This window comes from Gordonia sp. GN26 (assembly GCF_054823965.1).
The window spans coordinates 13,937-34,393 of record NZ_JSYC01000053.1 but is presented as its reverse complement, the minus strand read 5'-3'; the positions used below and the strand labels follow the sequence as shown (position 1 = coordinate 34,393).

19 protein-coding genes are annotated in these 20,457 nt (G+C 67.8%); 12 read left to right on the top strand and 7 right to left on the bottom strand.

Going from position 1 to position 20,457, the window contains the following annotated elements; genetic code table 11:
- The first annotated feature begins 97 nt into the window (after window positions 1–97).
- From OK17_RS13055 to OK17_RS13045, 3 genes are all read left to right on the top strand, one after another.
- Window positions 98–1,822: an Hsp70 family protein gene (locus OK17_RS13055; protein WP_461417688.1), complete on the top strand. Its 1,725-nt coding sequence runs from the start codon at window positions 98–100 to the stop codon at window positions 1,820–1,822.
- 55 nt (window positions 1,823–1,877) lie between these two features.
- Window positions 1,878–4,307 (top strand): LuxR C-terminal-related transcriptional regulator, encoded by a 2,430-nt coding sequence (locus tag OK17_RS13050; RefSeq protein WP_461417687.1) that lies wholly within the window; start codon window positions 1,878–1,880, stop codon window positions 4,305–4,307.
- Between the two features lie 247 nt (window positions 4,308–4,554).
- Window positions 4,555–5,250, top strand: a complete 696-nt coding sequence (locus tag OK17_RS13045; RefSeq protein ID WP_461417686.1) for a hypothetical protein — start codon at window positions 4,555–4,557, stop codon at window positions 5,248–5,250.
- A gap of 239 nt (window positions 5,251–5,489) precedes the next feature.
- Here OK17_RS13045 and OK17_RS13040 read toward each other — a convergent pair whose 3' ends face one another.
- The 5 genes from OK17_RS13040 to OK17_RS13020 form a co-directional block, all read right to left on the bottom strand.
- On the bottom strand, window positions 5,490–5,954 hold the full coding sequence (locus OK17_RS13040; protein ID WP_461417685.1) for a hypothetical protein: 465 nt from the start codon (window positions 5,952–5,954) through the stop codon (window positions 5,490–5,492).
- Window positions 5,955–6,242: 288 nt separating this feature from the next.
- Window positions 6,243–7,532: a sensor histidine kinase gene (locus OK17_RS13035; RefSeq protein ID WP_461417694.1), complete on the bottom strand. Its 1,290-nt coding sequence runs from the start codon at window positions 7,530–7,532 to the stop codon at window positions 6,243–6,245.
- A gap of 10 nt (window positions 7,533–7,542) precedes the next feature.
- The gene (locus OK17_RS13030; RefSeq protein ID WP_461417684.1) at window positions 7,543–8,181 is read right to left on the bottom strand and encodes a response regulator; all 639 of its coding nucleotides are present in this window, start codon (window positions 8,179–8,181) and stop codon (window positions 7,543–7,545) included.
- Window positions 8,182–8,238: 57 nt separating this feature from the next.
- On the bottom strand, window positions 8,239–8,559 hold the full coding sequence (locus tag OK17_RS13025) for a DUF4286 family protein (protein WP_461417683.1): 321 nt from the start codon (window positions 8,557–8,559) through the stop codon (window positions 8,239–8,241).
- A 31-nt stretch (window positions 8,560–8,590) separates the two neighbouring features.
- On the bottom strand, window positions 8,591–9,541 hold the full coding sequence (locus OK17_RS13020; protein ID WP_461417693.1) for a hydroxymethylglutaryl-CoA lyase: 951 nt from the start codon (window positions 9,539–9,541) through the stop codon (window positions 8,591–8,593).
- A 183-nt stretch (window positions 9,542–9,724) separates the two neighbouring features.
- Here OK17_RS13020 and OK17_RS13015 point away from each other — a divergent pair, with 183 nt between their 5' ends.
- The 4 genes from OK17_RS13015 (at window position 9,725) to OK17_RS13000 (ending at window position 13,290) form a co-directional block, all read left to right on the top strand.
- Window positions 9,725–10,420 carry a GntR family transcriptional regulator gene (locus OK17_RS13015; protein WP_006868002.1) on the top strand — a complete coding sequence of 232 codons (696 nt, stop codon included), beginning with the start codon at window positions 9,725–9,727 and terminating at the stop codon, window positions 10,418–10,420.
- A 224-nt stretch (window positions 10,421–10,644) separates the two neighbouring features.
- Window positions 10,645–11,877, top strand: coding sequence for a CaiB/BaiF CoA transferase family protein (locus OK17_RS13010; RefSeq protein ID WP_461417682.1), 1,233 nt, complete (start codon window positions 10,645–10,647; stop codon window positions 11,875–11,877).
- A 130-nt stretch (window positions 11,878–12,007) separates the two neighbouring features.
- A complete protein-coding gene (locus tag OK17_RS13005; RefSeq protein WP_232718337.1) occupies window positions 12,008–12,790 on the top strand; it encodes a 2OG-Fe(II)-dependent halogenase WelO5 family protein in 783 nt (260 codons plus the stop codon).
- Between the two features lie 62 nt (window positions 12,791–12,852).
- On the top strand, window positions 12,853–13,290 hold the full coding sequence (locus tag OK17_RS13000; RefSeq protein ID WP_005200781.1) for a cupin domain-containing protein: 438 nt from the start codon (window positions 12,853–12,855) through the stop codon (window positions 13,288–13,290).
- A 216-nt stretch (window positions 13,291–13,506) separates the two neighbouring features.
- On the opposite strand, the gene OK17_RS12995 is transcribed toward OK17_RS13000, so the two are convergent.
- Together OK17_RS12995 and OK17_RS12990 are read right to left on the bottom strand one after the other, a co-directional pair.
- On the bottom strand, window positions 13,507–14,343 hold the full coding sequence (locus OK17_RS12995) for a mycofactocin-coupled SDR family oxidoreductase (RefSeq protein WP_232718338.1): 837 nt from the start codon (window positions 14,341–14,343) through the stop codon (window positions 13,507–13,509).
- A 52-nt stretch (window positions 14,344–14,395) separates the two neighbouring features.
- Window positions 14,396–14,812 (bottom strand): GlcG/HbpS family heme-binding protein, encoded by a 417-nt coding sequence (locus OK17_RS12990; protein ID WP_232718339.1) that lies wholly within the window; start codon window positions 14,810–14,812, stop codon window positions 14,396–14,398.
- Window positions 14,813–15,165: 353 nt separating this feature from the next.
- Between OK17_RS12990 and OK17_RS12985 the strand changes: the two genes are divergently transcribed.
- Genes OK17_RS12985 through OK17_RS12965 form a run of 5 tightly spaced genes read left to right on the top strand, consistent with a single transcriptional unit; the run spans window position 15,166 to window position 20,404 of the window.
- Window positions 15,166–15,909, top strand: coding sequence for a maleate cis-trans isomerase family protein (locus OK17_RS12985; RefSeq protein WP_006868008.1), 744 nt, complete (start codon window positions 15,166–15,168; stop codon window positions 15,907–15,909).
- Between the two features lie 50 nt (window positions 15,910–15,959).
- Entirely contained in the window at window positions 15,960–17,087 is a 1,128-nt protein-coding gene (locus tag OK17_RS12980) for a substrate-binding domain-containing protein (RefSeq protein WP_269785140.1), read from the top strand.
- 46 nt (window positions 17,088–17,133) lie between these two features.
- Entirely contained in the window at window positions 17,134–18,171 is a 1,038-nt protein-coding gene (locus OK17_RS12975) for an ABC transporter permease (RefSeq protein ID WP_006868010.1), read from the top strand.
- On the top strand, window positions 18,171–19,745 hold the full coding sequence (locus OK17_RS12970; protein WP_232718340.1) for a sugar ABC transporter ATP-binding protein: 1,575 nt from the start codon (window positions 18,171–18,173) through the stop codon (window positions 19,743–19,745). Before OK17_RS12975 ends, OK17_RS12970 begins: the two co-directional genes overlap by 1 nt.
- Window positions 19,742–20,404 carry an isochorismatase family protein gene (locus OK17_RS12965; RefSeq protein WP_232718341.1) on the top strand — a complete coding sequence of 221 codons (663 nt, stop codon included), beginning with the start codon at window positions 19,742–19,744 and terminating at the stop codon, window positions 20,402–20,404. Before OK17_RS12970 ends, OK17_RS12965 begins: the two co-directional genes overlap by 4 nt.
- Window positions 20,405–20,457 lie beyond the last annotated feature (53 nt).

The window sequence follows — 20,457 nt, the reverse complement described above, 5'->3', positions numbered from 1 at the left end:
CGCGGCACGCGCCATCAGACGAACACCCACGCCGCGCGAGTGGCCGGACGGTGATCGCCATCGACCACCCCGCGGGTGGGAACAGGAGCTGACCGACATGGGCATCACGATCGGTGTGAAGGTCGGAAGCGCGAACAGTGTCGCGGTCGTCGCCTCCGAACACTCGTGGGAGAACTCGCTCTCCGTCGAGACCGCCGGCCTGGTGGGTTCCGGCGACTTCCTGGACCGGGTCGGCGATCCGGTGCCGGTGCTCGACGACCGCGGACACAGCCGACCCGCCGCACAGATCCACGCCGAGGCGATCGCCGAGCTCCTCACCCGACTCGACCCCGCAGACCCCGTCGACCACCTGGCCGTCGTGCATCCGGACACGTGGACGTCGCAGGCGGTCGATGACGCCCACGCTGCCCTCCTCGATCGGGACGACCTGCCGACGGGCGAGATCAGCTGGGTGCCGGAGTCGCGGGCGACGCTGGCAGCCGTCACGCACAGCGAAGGTGCCCTCGGAGCGGGCCTGGTGGTCGGTTACGACCTCGGCGCATCCGCGCTCACCGTCACCGTGCTCGCCGCCGGCGACGAACCCCACCTCGTGAGTCGGCCGCTGCGCCTCGACTCGGTCAGCGGGAACGAGTTCGACCGGCTGCTGTTGGCACATACGCTGCGGGTCACCGGTGTGGACGCCGAACTCGCCGATCCCGGTCGCGCCTCGGCGGTCCTCGACGACCTCACCCGGCTCCGCACCGAGTGCCGCGCAGCAAAGGAAGCGCTTTCGGTCGACACCGACGCGGTCGTCGACGTTCGCGTGGGGGGAACGAACACCGTCGCCCGGCTCGTCCGCGACGACGTCGAGGAGCTGGTCCGGGGACCGCTCGCGGAGTCGGTGGCCCTGATCCGTGAGGCTCTCGCGAGTGCGGGGGCCGACCAGCCGGGAGGACTCGCGAGCCCGGTGACGGCGATCGTGCTCGGCGGCGGGGGAGCGTCGATCCCCCTTGTCACCGAGATGCTGTCGGCAACTCTGCGCGTTCCGGTTCTCCTCGACCCCCAACCCGGATCGGCGTCCGCGGCCGGCGGTGCACTGCTCGGCCTGGCCGCGCTCGGCGCGCGTGCCTCCGCGGCGGTCGAGCCGACCACCGAGATCCCGGGCCAGGCGTTGGCCCCGTTGCCGGGGGAACGCCCGCTGCGCGAGATCGAGCCGGCGCCCAGCACCCCGGTCACGACGCCGGCCCCTCGTCTGTCCCGGCGCCGGAGAGGAGTCCTGATCACGGCGGGCGCCGCGGCGCTGGTGCTGGTCTCGGCCACCGGGCTGTCGGTGGGGACGGGCCTGGTCGGGTCCACCGGCGAGGCGACGCCGCCTCCAGCCGGTGCAGTGACGACGATCGAGGCGACCCCAGGAAAGCCAGGCCAGTCTTCGCCGACCGTGGCCGGCGCCGCGACCGGAACCCGGGCCGCCGAGGCCGCCACCGCCACCGGCACGGGTACGCGGGCCGCGGGCACCGGCACGGGAACCCCCGCCCCGCGACGGTCGACCGCCGCCGTCCCGGCAAACACCTCGGCGCCGGGGACCACCAGCGCGCCCCGCGGCGGACAGACACCCTCGACCGGCGGACAGGCGCCCGCACCGGCGGCCCCTCCTGCCGCGCCGGCACCGGTGGATACCGCTCCCGCGCCCGTCCCCGATCCGCAACCCAGCCCGGATGTGTCCGACCAGCCGAGCACCGGGGGCGGTGGCGGGGGCCGCCCTGGCGGTGTCCTCCAGGTGCCCGGCCGGATTCTCGACGGCACCGGTCAGGTCCTGTGTGGCGTCACCCGTGTCGTCTGCTGACGCGGGGCGGGTGACTGCCTCGCCGACCCCGACAGTCGGGGATCGCCGGGACCCGGTGTCGACGTGGGTCGACGCCGTCGTCGAGCGAGCGCGCACGAGGCTCCCGCTCAGCGCGGTCGTCGTCGGCATCCCGGGCAGCGGACGCACCGGCCTGTTGAACGTCGTGCACGAGCGGTTGCGCGAACTCGACGTCGCGGTCAGCGTCGGCATGCCGACCGGAGGCGACCTGGACGGTCCGACGCTGGTACTGGCCGACGACCTCCACACCTGGCCGGGCGACCTCATCGCGCGGATGGCGACGATGATCGACGCCGGAACCCTCGGACTGATCGCGACGACCGAACCACGGGAAACCGATTCGGCAATTCGACTGGTGCTCGACCTCGCCCGCCGGTCGGGCGCGGTCCTCGAACTCGGCACGATGAGCACGGCGGACGTACTCGTTCAAGCCGCTCGAGCCGGTCTCACGCTCACGCCGGCGACGGCGTCGCTGATCCGACGACGCTGTGGTGGTGCGCGCAACGTCGTCACCGCTGCGTTGCGCGCGATCCGTGAGGAAGCTGCGGCTGCGGCGCCCGGGGAGACCGTCGACGAGCTGGTGATCGTCGAACGCGTGGCGCGCGACCGTCACCATCGTCTGCTCCGGGGCCTCGACCCGACGACACTGTCCGTCCTGGCCCTCGCATCATTGCGGGCGCCGCTGGACCCGGAGAGTCTCGCCGAGACGCTCGACGTCCCGTACGAGACAGCGGTCGAGGCACTCGACCGGGCGCGGGGGAGCGGGCTACTACACGGAGCCGACGTATTCGTCTCGGCCGCAGCCGATCCGCTGCGCGCAGTCGTCGGGAACCGGCGTCTCGCTCAGCTCCGCCGGACGTCGATAGCGGTGCGTCTGCGGGCGAGTGAACTGACCGTCGACGACGCGTTGCACGCGGCGGAATCGGGGATCGAGGACCCACGTCTGGTCGACACCCTGCTCGCCGGCGCGGCAGATGCCACCGCGGCGCGCGCGGTGGTCCTGCTCCGTGCCGCCGACCGTCTGGAACCGGGGCGTGACGACGTCCGCCTCCTGATGGCCCAGCGCGCCTTGGCCTCCGGTGATGTCGACGGAGCCGGTGAGGTCGCGGACCTTCGGCTCGAGTCGGCGCACCCCACGGAGAAGGGGATCGAACACTGGGTGGGAATCGCGGCTCTCGTCGCGGCCCACCGCGGCCTCGGTTCCCTCGCAGCCGATCTCTACCGTTGGCTCGGCCCGGACAACCTGGCGGCCGAATCCCTCTCGGCGGTCACGGCACTGGTGGGGGTCGGCGACCGGGAAGGTGCGGCGGCGGTCGCGGCCGTGGAAAGTGCACACCCGCCGGTGGGTGCTCGAGCGCTACGGTCACGGGCGGTCCGCGGTCTGCTCGCGTCGGTGTGCGCCGACCACGAGGACGGTGACGACGCGGTCGGTCTCGTGGTCCGCGGGCTCACGTCGGCCGTTCCGAGCGGGCGCGATCCCGCGATCGGGAGGACCCTCCATGCCGCGACCGCACTGGCGCTGAACAGCGGTGACCTCGACGCGGCCCGCGCGCTCCGGAAAGCTGTGGGTGACTGCGCCGCGGGAGCCCAGCTCGATGTCGAGATCGCGCTGACCGGCGGAGACCTCGATATGGCCACTCGTCTGCTGCCGGACGACGAGCCCGCCGGCGCGGTCGACCGGCTGCGGACGCACGCCGTCCACCTCGGCCTCGCTCGTCGCAACGGCGACTCCTCGGCGCTCGCTGCGTTGTGGACGGGGGCGCCGGCTCTGCTCGCCGCGACCGAGATGGACCTCTATCTCCTGCGACCCCTCGCCGAGTTCTGGCAAGCCGCCGCACGACTGGATCAGACGGCGTCGATCGACCGGCACGTCGCCGCGGCCGATCGCCTGCTCGAATCGCTGGGCAACCCGGTGACCTGGGCGGCGCCGTGGCATTTCGCCGGAGTCCAGGCCGCGGTCATCGCGCGGGATGCCGAGCTCGCAACCGAGCGTCGACGACTGCTCCAGGGAGTTGCCGGGCGCAACGCACACGCCTCGGGCCTCGTGGCGGCCGCCCGCACGTGGATGGCGCTCACCTTCGAGCCGGCCGGCAGCGTCGACGACGCGCAGGTGGCCGCCGCGGTGGCCGCCCTTCGGTTGCGCGGACTGACCTGGGAGGCAAGCCGCTTGGCGGGGCTCGCGGCACTACGCACCGACGACCCGGGCTCGTCGGCGGACCTGCTGGAGACGGCCCGCTCGGTCGAGGCAGATCGTCGACGGCCCCGTCCGATCGACGGCCTGCTGACCGAGCGCGAGGCCGAGGTCGCACGAGAACTACTGCAGGGTTTCACCTACCGGGAGATCGGGGCCCGCCTGTTCATCTCGGCGAAGACGGTGGAGCACCATGTATCCCGTATTCGACGCCGAATGGATGCCGGTTCTCGCTCGGAATTGATGGCGGCATTGCGCGCCGCCGGATACAGTTGATTCCGCCGAATTCATCCCCACGAAAGAATTCAATTCATACCCACGTAAGGGCTCAATTCATACCCACATAAGAACAAAGTGAGGGTCGGGCGCTCTGTCCGGGTTGTCGCGTATCGATGTTGTTCGATCGCCGATTCACCAATTTCAATTGTGTGATGTGTTCCTCAAAGGGGGTGGTAGCCCCTGTTTTCTTTTGTTACGTTCGCCGATGTCCATAAATCGAAATAAATGGAGGTCGGGAAAACACATGAAACGTAATCTCATTCGTGCAACCACTGTCGGTGCGGCTCTCGGAATCGCGGGACTCATCGCACCTGCCGGGGCAAATGCCGCACCGGTGGACGAGAACAATTGCGCAAAGGTCTCGACGCCGGGCAACCCCGCCGGTTGGGGAAATACCTTCTCGGATGAGCAGGGCCAGGCCGGCAAGTATTCCGACGTCAACGTCAACGTCAACGACGAGGACGGTTCACTGCGGTTTGAGACCACCGCGACTACGCCTCGTCAGGCGTCCTACCACTCCGCCGGTCAGTTGCCCCTCGCTGACGTGGCGAAACAGCCGCTGACATTCCACAAGTCCGAGGGCCAGGCGAACTGGCAGATCCGCGTGACCGGTGCGGAGACCGGGTCCGAGGACGGTTTCGCGACGCTGGTGTGGACCGCCCCGGAGGGCAAGGTGCAGGCTGACCCGGCCGGCTCGAACCAGTGGTATGCGACCAGGGACCTCCCCGGTATCCCCAAGTTCTCGAACGCGACCCTGGACAAGATCATCGAAGCCGCTGGTCAAAAGGCCGTCGTCAACCACTACGGCATCTCGAGCCAGCCCGCGGGCAACACCGGGACCGTGAATGTCGACAACGTCTCGTTCAACGGCTGCACCACGAACTTCAAGGCCACGGATGACGCCGGTGGCTTCGGTTCGCTGGAGAATCTCTTCCCGTGATGCGTTGAGCCGAGCTCATCCCCAGCGGTTCTTCGCTTGCTGAGCGTTTTCTCCCGCCGGCCGAGCATTCTCCCACTCGCTGGTTGAGCGTTATCCCGTTCGCTGGTTGAGCGTCATTCCGCTCGCGGGTTGAGCGCTATCCCGCTCGCTGGTTGAGCTCGTCGAAACCACCGCAGGCCCCGCGACCATTTCGGTCGCGGGGCCTGTGGTGTTTCCAGTGATCAGCAGGCGTCCTCCACTCACCACTGGTCGAATCCGACATTGGCTTGTGGGAAGCCGGTGTCGATGTGGTTGTTCATCCAGTACTGCTGCGACCGGGGGCCCCAGATACCGCTCATGTCGGTGTTCACGTTGAACTTGTGGTTGGTGAGCTGGTAGTTGGCGGTGGGGCCGAAGAGGCCGATGCGGTACATCGCGTTGACGTCGAGATGATTGTTGATTGGTGCGACGGCCGTGATGGTTTCGGTGGCACCGGGGTAGAGGACCTGCTTCGGTGCGTTCACCCACTGGCCGCCGTCGGCATTGCTGCCGATCAGGTACTCGGGCTTGTCGGTGTGGTTGGTGATCGTCATCGCGACCGTCGGCTCTCCCGGGCGGGTGATCGGCATGGTGCCGGCGTGGGCTGCTCCGGAGGCACCGAGTGCGATGCCGGCGGCTGCGGCGAGTCCGAGGGTTCCGGCTGCGATGCGGGACGCGATCTTCATGGGGTTCTCCGAGTCTCTGGTGGGGTTTGCTGTGTGTGGTTGTTCCGGGCTGTCCCGGTGACACCAATGACTTTCCTCCGAGAACACCCCGCCCGGATTCCGCCGACCGGGTGATCCACCGGTGGATTGCTGCATCCACCGATCGGTGGACACTGGCGGGGACCTGCGTCGAAAACCGCCCCTGGGATCCGCCCCCGAAAGGCACCCTCTACAGCCCGGCCGACGACACCACGTCAGCGGAGCCGCTGCACAGGGCGGATTCTGGGGGCGCTTTTCAGCGGGGCGGGGTCAGACCTCGCGCGCGGGCACCTCGACCACGACGGCGGTCCCGCCGCTGGGGCGGTTCTGCAGGGAGAACGCACCGCCGACCCCCTCGACGCGTACTCGCCGCGAGGCCAGGCCGATGTGGCCGGCGGCCTGGCGGCGCCGCATCAGTTCCTCGACCTCGATCTCGTCGGGGAGTCCGACACCGTCGTCGACGACGACCAGCCGCGCGACCCCGTCGTCGAACTCGACCGTGACCTCCGCGGTGTCGGCGTCGGCGTGCTTGACCACGTTGATGAGGAGTTCGCGTGCCGCGGCGAACAGCAGCGAGTCGGCGGTGGTGCGGAGCTCGGTCGGCCAGGCGGCGGTGTCCACCGAGATCGACGGTGCACCGGCTCGGCTGCCGTACGACGACGCGAGGTCGGTCAGCGCGACGGCGAGTCCGGCCTGCTCGAGGACCGCGGGGTGTAATTCGCTCAGCGTCGAGCGGAGCAACCGAGCCGAGTCGCGCAGGGCGCCGTCGACCCGGTCCAGGGTCACGGCATCGGCCGAACCCCGCAGTGTCGCGAGCTCTTGCCGTGCGGCGAGCACATATTGGAGTGCGCCGTCGTGGAGGTTGTCGGCGAGGTCGCGCCGTTCGCGCTCCTCGATCTCCATCGTCGCGTCGAGGAGCCGGGCGCGTTCGGCGGCAAGCGATCCGATGGTCGTCACCCGGGATCGTTGGAGTCGGGACAACAGGACCGCTCCGACCGCGAGAGCCGCGACCACGAGGATGCGTAGCACGATGATCGACCACGGTTCGCCGTTCGAGTCCCGGGCGAGGATGTTGGCGACCGCATAGACCACCACGGTCGACGCCACGACCATCGCGCACAGGCGCGGCTGCAGCGAGATGGCCGCGATCATCGGGACCAGGGCGAAGCCGGCGATCAGCGCGTCGGTGGTCCAACTGACCTCGTTGGACATACCGGCGACGACGGCCAGGATCGTCAGCAGCAGAAGGTCGATCGGCAACGCGATCCACGAGTAGCGGACCATCCAGAACTGGTGGCTCCGGGCCACGACGGCTCCGGCGACACACCACGCCGCATAGAGAACGGCGGTGACGACGCTGAACACGGCCGCATGGTCGGGAGGATCCAGACAGACCGTCAGGAGCACGAAGAGTGCCAGGAAGAGTCGCAGGAGAACCTGGATCCGGATTCCGCGGATCGCGTGGTCGACGAGGATTCGGTGGATGCGCGGCTCGTCGGCGAACTCGCCGAAGCCGAGATAGACCGTCAGACCGGCGATCTCGACGTCGGAGTTGCGCATCACGCGCCGGTTACTCGAGAAGGCCACGACGCATCGCCTCGGCCACTGCGGCGGCACGGTCGGAGACCCCGAGCTTCTCGTAGAGACGCTGGGTGTGGGTCTTCACGGTCGCGGCCCCGATGTACAACTCGGCGGCGACCTGCGGAATCGACTGCCCGCGTGCGAAACCGGCGAGGACCTGCCGCTCGCGTTCACTGAGAGCCGGTGCGTCCCGCTGGGTCTGGGCCCGGATCTCCCCGGCGAGGCCGGCCGCGAGCGCCGGGGGTACCACGGTCTCGCCTTTGGCGACCCTGGTCACCGCACCGACGATCTCGTCGCGGTCGGCATCCTTCGACAGGTAGCCGGCGGCGCCCTCCTGCAGTGCCCGGAACACGATGGGTCCCTCGGTGATCGCGGACAGCAGGAGGACGCGCGTGGGCAACCTGTCGCGGGTGACCGCGTGGGCCAGTTCCACGCCGGTCATCCCCGGCATCTGATGGTCGACGACGGCGACGTCGGGGTTCTCGCGCCGGATGAGTTCGAGGCCGGCGGCCCCGTCAGCGGCCTCGCCGACCACCCGTACCCGGCCGCTCTGCGTGAGACCCCGCGACACCCCGTCTCGGAAGAACGGGTGATCGTCGACGACGACCGCGGTCACGAGGGTTTCCATCGCCCCAGAATACGGTGCATACAACGCGTTTCACCCGGTTACACGGGTTTCGGGGCCCTACTCGGCGTGCTGCTCCTCGATGAACTCGAACAGACGGAACTCCGACCCCGGGTCGGTGCGCGAGGTCGTGGTCGGCGTCCGGTTGCCTGCGTCGGCGTGGATCCGGGCGACGATCTCGGGGAGATCACCGTCGAGCGTGTAGGCCGCCATGTACCGGTGGGTGGCCTCGGGATCGGCCGACTTGTATCGCACCGCGCTCGTGACGCCCTCCGTCGCAAGGATCTCCGGGAGGTGATGCGTGGTGTACCACTCGTTGAACTCGTCCTCGACGGCATCGTCGCGTGGATGAGTGAAGGCGATGTAGAGGCCTCGTGCCATTGTTGCTCCTCTTTCTCGGACCGGGATCGGATCAGGCGGACGGGAGTTCGGCCGGGGGAAACAGGCCCGCGCGGGACAGCTGACCTGGCACCGTCGTCCCGAGCATCTCGCCGAGTCGGCGTGCGCCGTCGAGGAGTACGGACGGGTCGACGCCGGTGTCGCACCCGCTGCGGTCGAGGAGGTACCAGAGATCCTCGGTGGCGATGTTGCCCGTCGCGGCCGGGGCGAACGGGCAACCGCCGATACCGCCGAGGCTCGCATCGAGGGCCGATGCCCCGAGCTGCAGCGCGGTGAGGGCGTTGGCGTAGCCGGTGTTCCGTGTGTTGTGGAAGTGCCAGCGCAGCGGCATCCCGGGGGCTTCCCGGCGGGCTGCGTCGGCGAGTGCGACGACCTGTGCGGGAACTCCGACACCGATCGTGTCGGCCAGGGCGATCTCATCGGGCTGCGCATCGCTGCATCGCCGGAGAAGGTCGGCCACCCGCTCGACGGGGACCTCGCCCTCGAACGGGCAACCGAAGGCGGCGGCGATGGTCACCGTCGTCTTCAGGCCGGCATCCGACGCCCGCTTGGCGAGACGATTCCACAGGTCGACGCCCTCGTCGGTGCTGGTTCCCTGGTTGCGTCGGCTGAAGGTGTCCGACGCGACGACCACGATGTTGACCTCGTCGAGACCGGCCGCGATGGCGCGATCGAGTCCGCGCTCGTTCAGGACCAATCCGATCCAGGAGACCTCGCCGCGCGGCAGGGCGGCGGAGACCGCTTCGGCATCGGCCATCTGCGGGACCCGCTTGGGATGGACGAAACTCGTCGCCTCGATTCGACGGAGGCCCGCTGCCACCAGATGATCGATGAGTTCGAGTTTGGTCTCGGTCGGCAGGAGCGTCGCCTCGTTCTGCAGGCCGTCGCGGGGCGATACCTCGACGATGGTGACCGATTCGGGGGTGACCGACGAGGGGGTTACGGAGGACGGGGTGTGGGGCATGACTGTGTCCGGCTGCTCGGACGCCGTGTTGTTTGCCATGCCCGGATGTTCCCCCAGCCGCAGAATGTATGCAAGTGGACGGACGTCATGTGTCCATTACGTAAGAAGTTCCAGTAATTAACGAGTTTTCGGTTGTAGGCCGACTGTTGCCGGGCTAACATGTATGCAATCTAGGAGGTAAGAGTGTCTCAGGCATCACAGCGCGCCACGGATCTCCTCCGCGCGAAGATCCTCGAAGGTCGATGGAAACCGGGAGATCGGCTCGCCGAGGTCGAACTGGCCGAGATCCTCGAGGTCAGTCGTACGCCGGTGCGAGAAGCGCTGTCGCGGTTGGCCGTCGAAGGTCTGGTCGAGATGTCCCCGAACAAGGGCGCCCGCGTGGCGACCTGGTCGGAGGCCCGGTTGAACGAGATCTTCGATCTCCGTCTGCTTCTCGAGCCGGTGGCCACCGGTAAAGCGGTGGGCCGGCTGAACGACGACGAGATCGACGAACTCGAAGAACTCGCCGTTCGTATGCACGAGCACGGTCGCCCCGGTGGAGATCGTGACTTCAGCGAGATCGCCCGACTGAACCGCAAGTTCCATGCGACGTTGATCGAGAAGGCCGAGAGCCTGCAGCTCGAGGCGACGCTGACGTCGGTCCGGCACATCTCGCTGGCGACCCGCAACTACCAGCACTTCACCGAAGACAGCCTGTCCCGCAGCCTTTCTCACCATTTTGAGATCGTCGCGGCGGTTCGGGCCGGCAACTCCGACTGGGTGGAGGCGGTCATGCGCTGCCACCTGCACAACGCCCGCACCGCGATGCTGGGGGCGATGAGCAACCCGACCATCGGTGCAGACAACACCCGTGACGGCATCGGCGCCATCCTCGCCTGACGCCCCACCGACGTAACACACCCACCGACATAACAGACCGAACGAACAACAGCCGAGACCGACTCCGACAGAACACATACCGCTTGTGAACAACGGGCCCGCCGACGGCCCGGTACCCCCTTCTTCATCCAGAGCGCCCGCGCACATCCCTGTGCGAGGCGGCGATGACGGATGCATCCATCCGGCCCGGCCGCATAGGGCTCCCAACGAACAGGAAGTACGAGATGAGCAACGACACGATCCCCACCGCCCCCGAGCACGACCAGGTCGGACCGCTGTCCGATCTGCGCGTCGTCGAGATGGGCCAGCTCCTGGCCGGACCGTTCTGCGGCCAGCTGCTCGCCGATTTCGGCGCCGAGGTCATCAAGCTGGAGGATCCGGGCCGCGGTGACCCGATGCGTCAGTGGGGCCGCAAAAGCGCTCAGGGACAGTCACTCTGGTGGCCGGTCGTCGGCCGCAACAAGAAGTCGGTGACCTGCAACCTCCGGACCCCGGAAGGCCAGCAGATCGCCCGCGACCTGATCGCGACCGCCGACATCCTCATCGAGAACTTCCGTCCGGGCACGCTGGAGCGGTGGGGTCTGAGCTACGAGGAGCTCAGTGCCCTCAACCCGAAGCTGATCATGGTGCGGGTCACCGGTTACGGCCAGACGGGGCCGTATGCACCGCGGGCCGGCTACGGTTCGATCGGCGAGGCGATGGGCGGATTGCGTTACATCACCGGTGATCCCGACAGCCTCCCGAGCCGGACCGGCATCTCCATCGGCGACTCGCTCGCAGCCGTCTTCGCGACCATCGGTGCACTGACCGCACTCCACGGGGTGCGCCGGACCGGTCGTGGCCAGATCGTCGACTCGGCCATCTACGAGGCAGTGCTGTCCCTGATGGAATCGACCGTGCCGGAGTACCAGCTGACCGGTTACCAGCGGGAGCGCACCGGCTCGATCCTGCCGAATGTCGCACCCAGCAACGTCTATCCCACCGCCGACGACTCGAGCATCTTGATCGCGGCGAACCAGGACACCGTGTTCCGCCGCCTCGCGGAGGCGATGGGCGAGCCGGAACTCGCCGACGACCCGCGGTACGTCAACCATGCTGAACGCGGTGCGAACCAGGTCGAACTCGACGACTACATCGCCGAGTGGACCCGCCGCCAGCAGTCCGACGATCTCCTGGCCCTGCTGGAGGACAAGGGCGTGCCGGCCGGCCGGATCTACCAGGCCAAGGACATGCTCTCAGATCCGCACTTCGCCGCACGTGAGGCCATCGTCACGCTGCAGCACAAGGTCTTCGGCGACTTCCCGGTCCAGAACGTGGCCCCGAAGCTGTCGTCGACGCCGGGCACGATCCGCTGGCTGGGACCGGAGCTCGGTGAGCACACCGCCGAGGTCCTCGGCGACGTCCTCTCCCGGACCCCCTCCGACATCGACGAACTCCGGACGTCGGGCGTCATCTGACAATCCGGGACAAGACGTAACGCAGAAGCAACCACGGACCGGCAGTTGTATGCAATGCTAAGAATCTGCGCCGTTCCCGGACCTGTCTGCGGACGAAAGTATGCAATAGAGCGCTAGAAAGGAACGTCCAATGTCTGCATGGAAGCAGAGCACTGCCGCCGAGCTGAGCCCCGAGTCGCTCGCGGCCCTGATCCGCAACGAGATCCCCGCCATCCGCATCGAGAACTTCGCCGATGCCGAGGAGTGCGCCGCGTTCACCAAGGCGGTGTACGACTCACCCGACCTGAAGTCGTACAGCGTCGCCACCCCGACCCACTACCTCGGCCTGGTCATGTACGAGTACCGCCAGGACGGTGGGCGCAAGCAGGAGTTCTTCGACGCGGTCCCCGAAGCCGTTGCAGCGCAGGAGAAGCTGTACAAGCAGTCGTTCGACGTTCCCCAGCGCTTCCGCGACCTGATCGGCGCGCACCACCCGGGTGACGTCCTCGTCCCCTCCGAGCCCGACTACGGGGACTACTGCCCGGTGGTCGTCCGCATCGCGTCCAACGGCGTCCACCTGCACGCCGACTACGCACCGTACAACTCCCCGGACTGGGCCATCGGGGGCATCGAGGACCAGATCACCTGGAACCTCTACACGCAGTGCCCGTCCGTGGGCGGCGAGACCACCGTCTACAACAAGCCGTGGGTGCCCGCCGAAGGTGAGGACCCCGCACGCGGCCTCCCCGACGGCTCGGTGGAGACCGACGAGTCGATCGAGAGCTTCACCTTCGCACCCAAGGTCGGTGAAGTGGTGCTGTTCAACCCCCGCAACCCCCACAAGATCGCTGCCGGCGCCACGGAAGGCGAGGGACGCGTGTCCATCGGCTCCTTCCTCGGAACCAAGGGCGCCGACTTGTGGATGTGGTCCTGACCATCCGGACCCGACTTCCCTGAACCACTGACCACTGAACCAACTGACTCAAGGAGATAGACATGGCGATTGACCCAGAAGACCGGATGATCAAGCCCAGCGGGCGCCTGTTCACCAAGAACTCGGACATCCCGGCCGATCCGGTGAGCCTGATCGAGGACACCGTGGAGGACGGCGAGCTGACCGTCCGTGCGCTGATGGTCGGCGAGGAGATGATCTTTGTCGAGGCGTTCAAGGGCAAGGGAATGATCGATCCCACCCATCAGCACGACGATCACGAGTCGATCGGCTACCTCCTGCGCGGCAAGATGCGCGTCGTCATCGGCGACGAGGAGTTCATCGCCGAGGCCGGCGACGTCTGGCTGCACCCGCGCGGCGTGCCGCACATGAGCGAGGCCCTCGAGGACTCGATCCAGCTCGAGATCAAGTCCCCGCCGCGCAAGACCTGGTACACCGACGCCGAGCTCGCCGAGCGCGCGAAGCGTCAGCCCGCGAACTGACCACTGTCGCCACCCCTCCCGGCGACAGCGGTATCCGAACGACGACGCCCCGGCCACCCGCCGGGGCGTCGTCGTGTCTGCGGGGCGAGAAGTCAGATCCAGCAGGCGCGCAACGTATCCGGTGGGCGCTCCGGTTGCGTCACAACACGTCCGGTCCGTATACGACAGAGCCCCTCGAGCGGATCGCTCGAGGGGCTCTGTGCGTGAAAGGAGATGTCAGGCAGCGCCGTTGGTGGCACCCGACCCGGCCAGGGGGCCGATGGTCTCACCGGTGATGAACTTCGACTCGGGGGAGACGAGGAAGGCGATGGTGCGCGAGACGTCGATGGGCTCGATCCACGGGACACCCATCGGGTTGATGACGTAGGCCTCTTCGATCTGCTCCTGGGTCGGGTTCTCGATGCCCGGCAGGAAGAGTGCCTCGCACGCGTCGTTGCGGATCATGTCGGTGTTGACGTTGGTCGGGGTGACGGCGTTGACGGTGACGCCGCTCTGGGCGACCTCGAGGGCTGCCGACTTGACCAGACCGATGACGCCCCACTTGGCGGCGCAGTAGTGGGCCAGGTTGTTGAAGCCGATGTGGCCGCCGCCCGACGAGGTGGCGACGACGCGTCCGTAGCCGGCCTTGACCATGTGGGGCAGAACGGCGCGGAACGAGTTGAAGACGCCGGTCAGGTTGATGTCGACGGTCTCGGCCCACACCTCGCCGCTCATCTCGGCGATCGGGACGGCGGTCATGATGCCGGCGTTGGCCAGGAGGATGTCGATCTTGCCGAAGCGCTCGACGACCTCGTCGGCGAAGGCGATGAGACCGTCCAGGTCACGGACGTCGACGACGCGTGCGTACGCCTTGCGGCCCTCTGCCTCGATGAGGCGGACGGTCTCGTCCAGGTCGGCCTGAGTGGCCATCCCGTAGGGGGTCGTCACGTTGTCCTTGACGGAGTCGACGATGACGATGTCGGCGCCCAGGCTGGCGAGGTGGACGGCGTGCGAGCGGCCCTGGCCGCGTGCGCCGCCGGTGATGAAGGCGATCTGCCCGTCGAAAGTACCCATGTCGGATTTCCTCTTTCCGTTGATGTTTGACACTGAAGTTCTGGGGGCCGCGTCAGCGACCGAGGGCGGTGGCGCCTGCGTCGGCCACCGTGACGTCCTGCTCCGTCGATCCGCCGCTGACGCCGAGGGCGCCGACCAGCACACCGTCGATGTGCAGCGGGACGCCGCCGCCGAAGGGGGTGAATCCCGGGACGCTGGTGATCGATCCGGCGAACGAGGCGTTGGCGGAGCCGGCCTCTTCCCACATGGAGGTCGGCTGGCCCATACCGACTGCGGTGTAGGCCTTTCCGCCGGCCATGCTCAGCCCCATCAGCGGGCTGTCGTCCATCCGCTGCGAGGCGATCTGCTGTCCGGCGTGATCGACGACGACGAGCGCCATCGGCACCGAGATCTCGGCTGCCTTCGCACGCGCCGCCGCGATCACGGTCTCGGCGTCGTCCAGCGTGAGGACGGTTCGTTGACTGGCCATGGCTACTCCTCTGTGTGCTTGCCCCACCGGTTGTTTCCCGGCTCGGGGCGCAGCGTGATCTTCCTGGTTGGGCTGCCTGCTCAGTATGACCGCCGACGGCCGTGTTCGCAATGGACATGTATACAACCGTCCAAGTTCTCTTAACGCTGCTAAACAGCGTTTTAGGGCTCTCCGACGCCGAATCTGGGCCCAACTCGTTGGTAAATACCCTGTTAATCGACGCGATCTGGGCTACTCTTTGCCCGTGGTCCTGCCATATGGTTTGACGCGAAGCAGTGATCTGCCACGACCCCCATGTACACAAATGACCCCGAGAACCCCGGATTGTGTGCAGTTTCCCCCGAAGGAGATCCATGGTTGACGTTCTTGGCTACCGCAACGTCTTTGGCGTGCTCGCCCCCTCTACGAACACGGTCGTCGAGCCGGACTACTACCGGATGACGGTGCCCGGCGTGACGCCTCACGTCGGCCGCATCCACATCCGCGACCAAACCCTGACCAGCAACGAGGACTTCGAGGGTCTGCTCGAGCAGATTCGCGCCGAGATCAATGCCGCATGCGAGCGCGTGCTGACCTGCGACCCCGACTACCTCGTGATGGGAATGTCCGCCGAGACCTTCTGGGGCGGTGTCGAAGGCAACCGGCAGTTCACCGAACAGCTCGAGAGCTTCTCCGGCCTGAAGGTCGCCACCGGTGCCGACGCCGTGCGCCGCGGGCTCGACCTCTTCGGTGCCAAGCGCCTCGGCGTGGTCACCCCGTACCAGCCGATCGCCGACGAGAACGTGCGTCTCTTCCTCTCCGAGGCCGGTTACGACGTGGTCAACCTCAAGGGACTGCGCTGCCCCTCCGCGGTGGACATCGCCCGGGTCAGTGAAGACGAACTGCGGCAGGCGATCCTGGAGGTCAACGGCCCCGACGTCGACGCCATCGTCCAGGTCGGCACCAACCTGTCCATGGTCGGCCTCGCCGACGAGGCCGAGCGCTGGCTGGGCAAGCCGGTCATCGCCATCAACGCGGCCACCTGGTGGCACGCACTGCGTTCCAACGGCGTCACCGACCAGATCCACGGGTTCGGCACCCTGCTGCGCGAGCACTGATCCCGGCAGCCCCGAACCGCACTCTGCACAACATTTTTCGAGGAGAACCGATGAAGAAGACAGCATCCTGGATGCTCACGACGGTCGCCGCAGGCGCCCTGCTCGCGGGCTGTACCAGCGCAACCGCCGACAACGGCTCGAGCGCCTCCGGTGAGAAGGTCAGCAACGCCTGCACCCAGGCCGCCGGCGCCATCGTCGACAAGGCCCGCGAGGCCACCCCGCTGATCGTGCCCGAGGCTCCGCTCGATCTCGCCGCCGCCAAGGGCAAGAACATCTGGATGATCATGGTTGTCACCAACCAGTTCACCTCCGCTGCCGCCGAGGGCTTCAACGAGGCCGCGGCCGCCGCCGGCGTCAAGGCCACCGTGTACGACGGCCAGGGCCAGACGAACAAGTTCAACGAGGGCATGGCGCAGGCCATCGCACAGAAGGCCGACGCGATCGTCCTGCTGGGCATCGAGCCGGCCATGCTGTCCGGTTCGCTCAACGACGCTGCGCGCGCGGGCATCCCGGTCATCAACGCCCTGTCGGGTGACGCGTCGGCCCCGCTGGCCAACGGCGTCTTCGCGAACGTGAGCGCCGACTACACCGCCGACGGCGCCTCCCTCGCCGCATGGACGCTGGTCGACTCCAACTGCTCGGCGTCGACGTTCTTCGCGCAGCCGACCGCCATCGAGATCTACCAGAACATGGCCAACGGAGCCGAGAAGGTCTACCGCGAGAACTGCCCTGACGACTGCTCGCTGGACATCCAGGAGATCGACCTGGCCAACGCCGCGACCGACCTGCCGCAGAAGGTCGAGACGGCGATGAAGCGCAACCCGGACACCACCTACGTGATGACCAACTGGGACTCGGGCGTCACCTTCGTCGAGCCGACCGTCGCCATGACCAACCCCGACGCCAAGATCCTCGGCCGCGACGGCATCGCCACCAGCCTCGACTCGATCCGTTCGGGTAAGGGCCAGGACGTCACCATGGCGGCCCCGCCGGAGGCGTGGCTCGGCTGGGTGATGGTCGACAACGCGGTGCGCTCGGTCACCGGCGCCCAGCCCTCGGGCATCGTCATCCCCACCCGTCTGGTGGACGAGACCAACATCGGCGGGTCGAACGCCGAGGTCAACCCCAACTACAAGGATTTCCAGAAGTCTTTCAAAGAGGCCTGGTCCAAGAACTGATCGGCGCGCGGGCTGAGCATGCCCGCGGCACATACACGGAGACATCATGAGCAATGACCTCGGCACCGTTGCGGCGCCCCCCTCACGCCCACCGGCGATCCAGAAGTCACCGACCGAGTCGGTGGCCGGCTCCACGAAAGCCCGCCAGAGCACCTCGTTCGTGGAACGCTATGCGCTGGTTGGACTCCTGGTGCTCGCGTTCGCGCTGTGCGCCGTCTTCCTGCCCGAGTTCCGGTCGACGGGCATCGTCTCGGCGATGGTCAACTCGCAGGCGATCATCCTGCTCCTCGCGCTGGCCGCGACCCTGGCGCTGCGGACCGGTGACTTCGACCTCGCCATCCCGGGCGTCATGGTCACCAGTGCGTGTGTGGTCGCGGTCATGTCGACCAACGGGTACTCGCCGGCCGCGGTGATCCCGGCTGCTCTGGCGGTCGGGCTCATCGTCGGCCTGATCAACGCCCTTCTGGTCGTGAAGGTCGGGGTGGACTCGTTCATCACGACCCTCGGTATGTTCACCGCCCTCTCGGGCATCGGGTATGCCATCACCGGTTCCAAGATCGTCACCGGCGTCCCGGACTTCTACGTGGAGCTCTCGCGGGCGAAGCTGCTGGGCCTGCCGATGACCACCTGGTACGGCTGGCTGCTCGTCGCCGTGCTGTGGTTCGTGTACCAGCGCACCCCGATGGGCCGCTACATGCTGTTCATCGGCGGCAACCGCGATGCCGCTCTGCTGGCGGGTATCTCGGTGGCACGTATCCGCACGATCACCTACGTGGTCTCGGGTGTGGCCGGCGCCCTCATCGGGATCATCCTGGTCGGCAACCTCGGCGCGATCGATCCCGGCATCGGCAGCCAGTACCTCCTGGCCCCGTTCGCCGCGACGTTCCTCGGTGCCACCGCGATCACCGTCGGCCGCTTCAACGCGATCGGCACCCTCGTCGCGGTCTACCTCCTGGTCGTCGGCATCACCGGCCTCCAGTTGGCCGGTGCGGCATCGTGGGTCAGCCCGCTGTTCAACGGTCTGGCACTGATGATCGCCGTCGCCCTCGCCAAGCTCGTCGGCAAGCGTCGCGGAGCCGCGTGATGACGCCGGAGTCGGCGGCCGCCACCCTCCCGGGTCGGGGAGGGGGCGGTACCGCGGGTCCCGCACTGCAGATCGAGGGTCTCTCGAAGCAGTTCGACGGCAACTACGCGCTGCACCCGCTCGACTGGGAGGTGAAGCGCGGCGAGGTACACGCCCTGTGCGGACAGAACGGCAGTGGCAAGTCGACGATGATCAAGTGCCTGGCCGGCTATTACCGGCCGGACAGCGGTCGGGTGCGTCTGTTCGGTCGCGAGCTCGACCTGCCGGTGCGCAACCCGGCCGAGCACGGTATCGCCGTCATCCATCAGGACCTGGGTCTCGCCCCGGAGATGACGGTGCTCGAGAACATCGGCGTCGCAACCGGTTACGGCACCCGTGGCTTCGGCTGGGTGCGTGATCGCCAGGAGGCCAAGGCCTGCCGCGAGATCGCCGAACGTCTCGGCATCGAGCTGCCGCTGAACACCTTGGTCGCCGACCTCAGCCCGGCGCAGCGTGCGCTCGTCGGTCTGGTCCGAGCGGTCCGCGCGCTCGGTGACGGGCACGAAGGTCACCTGTTCATCCTCGACGAGCCGACGGCGTCGCTGTCGCACAGCGAGGCGGCCCAGGTCACCTCCATGATGCGCAGCGTCGCCGAACTGGGATCGAGCGTGATCTTCGTCAGCCACCGGCTCAGCGAGGTGCTCGACGACTGCGACTCGGTCACCGTGTTGCGGGACGGCAAGCGGGTTCTCACGCGGTCCACCGCGGGACTCACCCGCTCGGACCTGGTCGCCGACATCCTCGGTCGGCGGCTGACGGACTACTACCCGGATCCGCCGGAGCGCACCGGCGCCACACCTGCGCAACTCGTGTTGGAGAACGTGAGTGGCGGTGTGGTCAAGGATCTCTCGGTCACCGTCGAGAAAGGCGAGATCGTCGGGTTCACCGGCCTGGCCGGAATGGGTCACGAAGAACTGCCGCTGGTCCTGGCCGGCAAGCTGCCGCGCACCGGTGGCACGGTCACCGTCGACGGCACCACCGTCGAACCGAACCGACCCCGGGCCGCCATCGCCGCCGGCCTGGCGTTGGTTCCGGGCAACCGTCATCGCGACGGGGTCTGGCTCGACGCCTCGGCCGCCGAGAACGTCACGCTGCCGAGCCTGGGCTCGTTCACCAAGTTCGGTGTCGCGACCAACTGGCGCAAGGAGCGGTCCACCGCGGTCGATCTCGTCGAGGAGTCCGGTGCCGTTCCGGCGCAACCACATTGGCCGATCCGCCAGTTCAGCGGTGGCAACCAGCAGAAGATCGTGTTGTCCAAGTGGCTGCACCTCGATCCGACCGTGCTCCTGCTCGACGAGCCCACCCAGGGCGTCGACGCCGGCGCGTCACGTCAGCTGCTGGACCGGGTCGCCGACCTCGCCGCCGACGGTGCGTCGGTCCTGGTGTTCTCCGGTGATCACGAGCAACTCGCGGCGATCTGCCACCGCGTCCTCGTCCTGCACCATGGAGAGGTCGTGGCGGAACTGCCGCGGACCGAACTGAGCGAGCAGGCCCTGCTGGAGGCGTGCGAACAGAAGGTGGAGGTGGTCGCGTGAGCGATCCCGGGAACACGGTCACCGACTCGGACGGCATCGCCGCCGACTACGCGAAGGCGGGATTCGGCGGCGCACTGGGCTGGGGTTCCCGGCCCGCGTTGCTGATGATCGACATGATCGAGGCGTACTTCCGGCCGGGATCGCCGTTCTGCCTTCCCGATCCAAAGGTCGTCGACCGGTGCGCCACGCTCCTGGAGGCCGCTCGCCGCGCCGGCATCCTGATCGTCCACACCCGGGTGGAGTACACGCCCGGTCTGGCCGACGGCGGTGTCTTCGTCCGCAAGGTACCCGCGCTGGGTGTCCTCGAGGCCGGTCATCCGGACGGTCTGGGTGAGTTCGTCGAGCCGCTGCGTCCGCAAGCGGGTGAGGTCGTCGTGGTCAAGCAGTACGCTTCGGCGTTCTTCGGCACATCGGTCGCGTCAACACTGGTCGCCAACGGAGTCGACTCGGTGTTCGTCGCCGGCGTCTCGACCTCGGGGTGTGTGCGTGCGAGTGCCACCGATGCCATGCAGCACGGGTTCATCCCGAAGGTCGTCGCCGATGCCTGTGGCGATCGCAACCCCGCGGTGCACGACGCCAATCTGTTCGACCTCGACGCCAAGTACGCCGACGTCATCGACCTCGACACGGCTTGCGCGCGAATGGCGTTCACGGACTGACCTTCCAGGCGCCCCGGACGGCGCCGCCGCGCGCGATGCCCCCCACGTAGCGC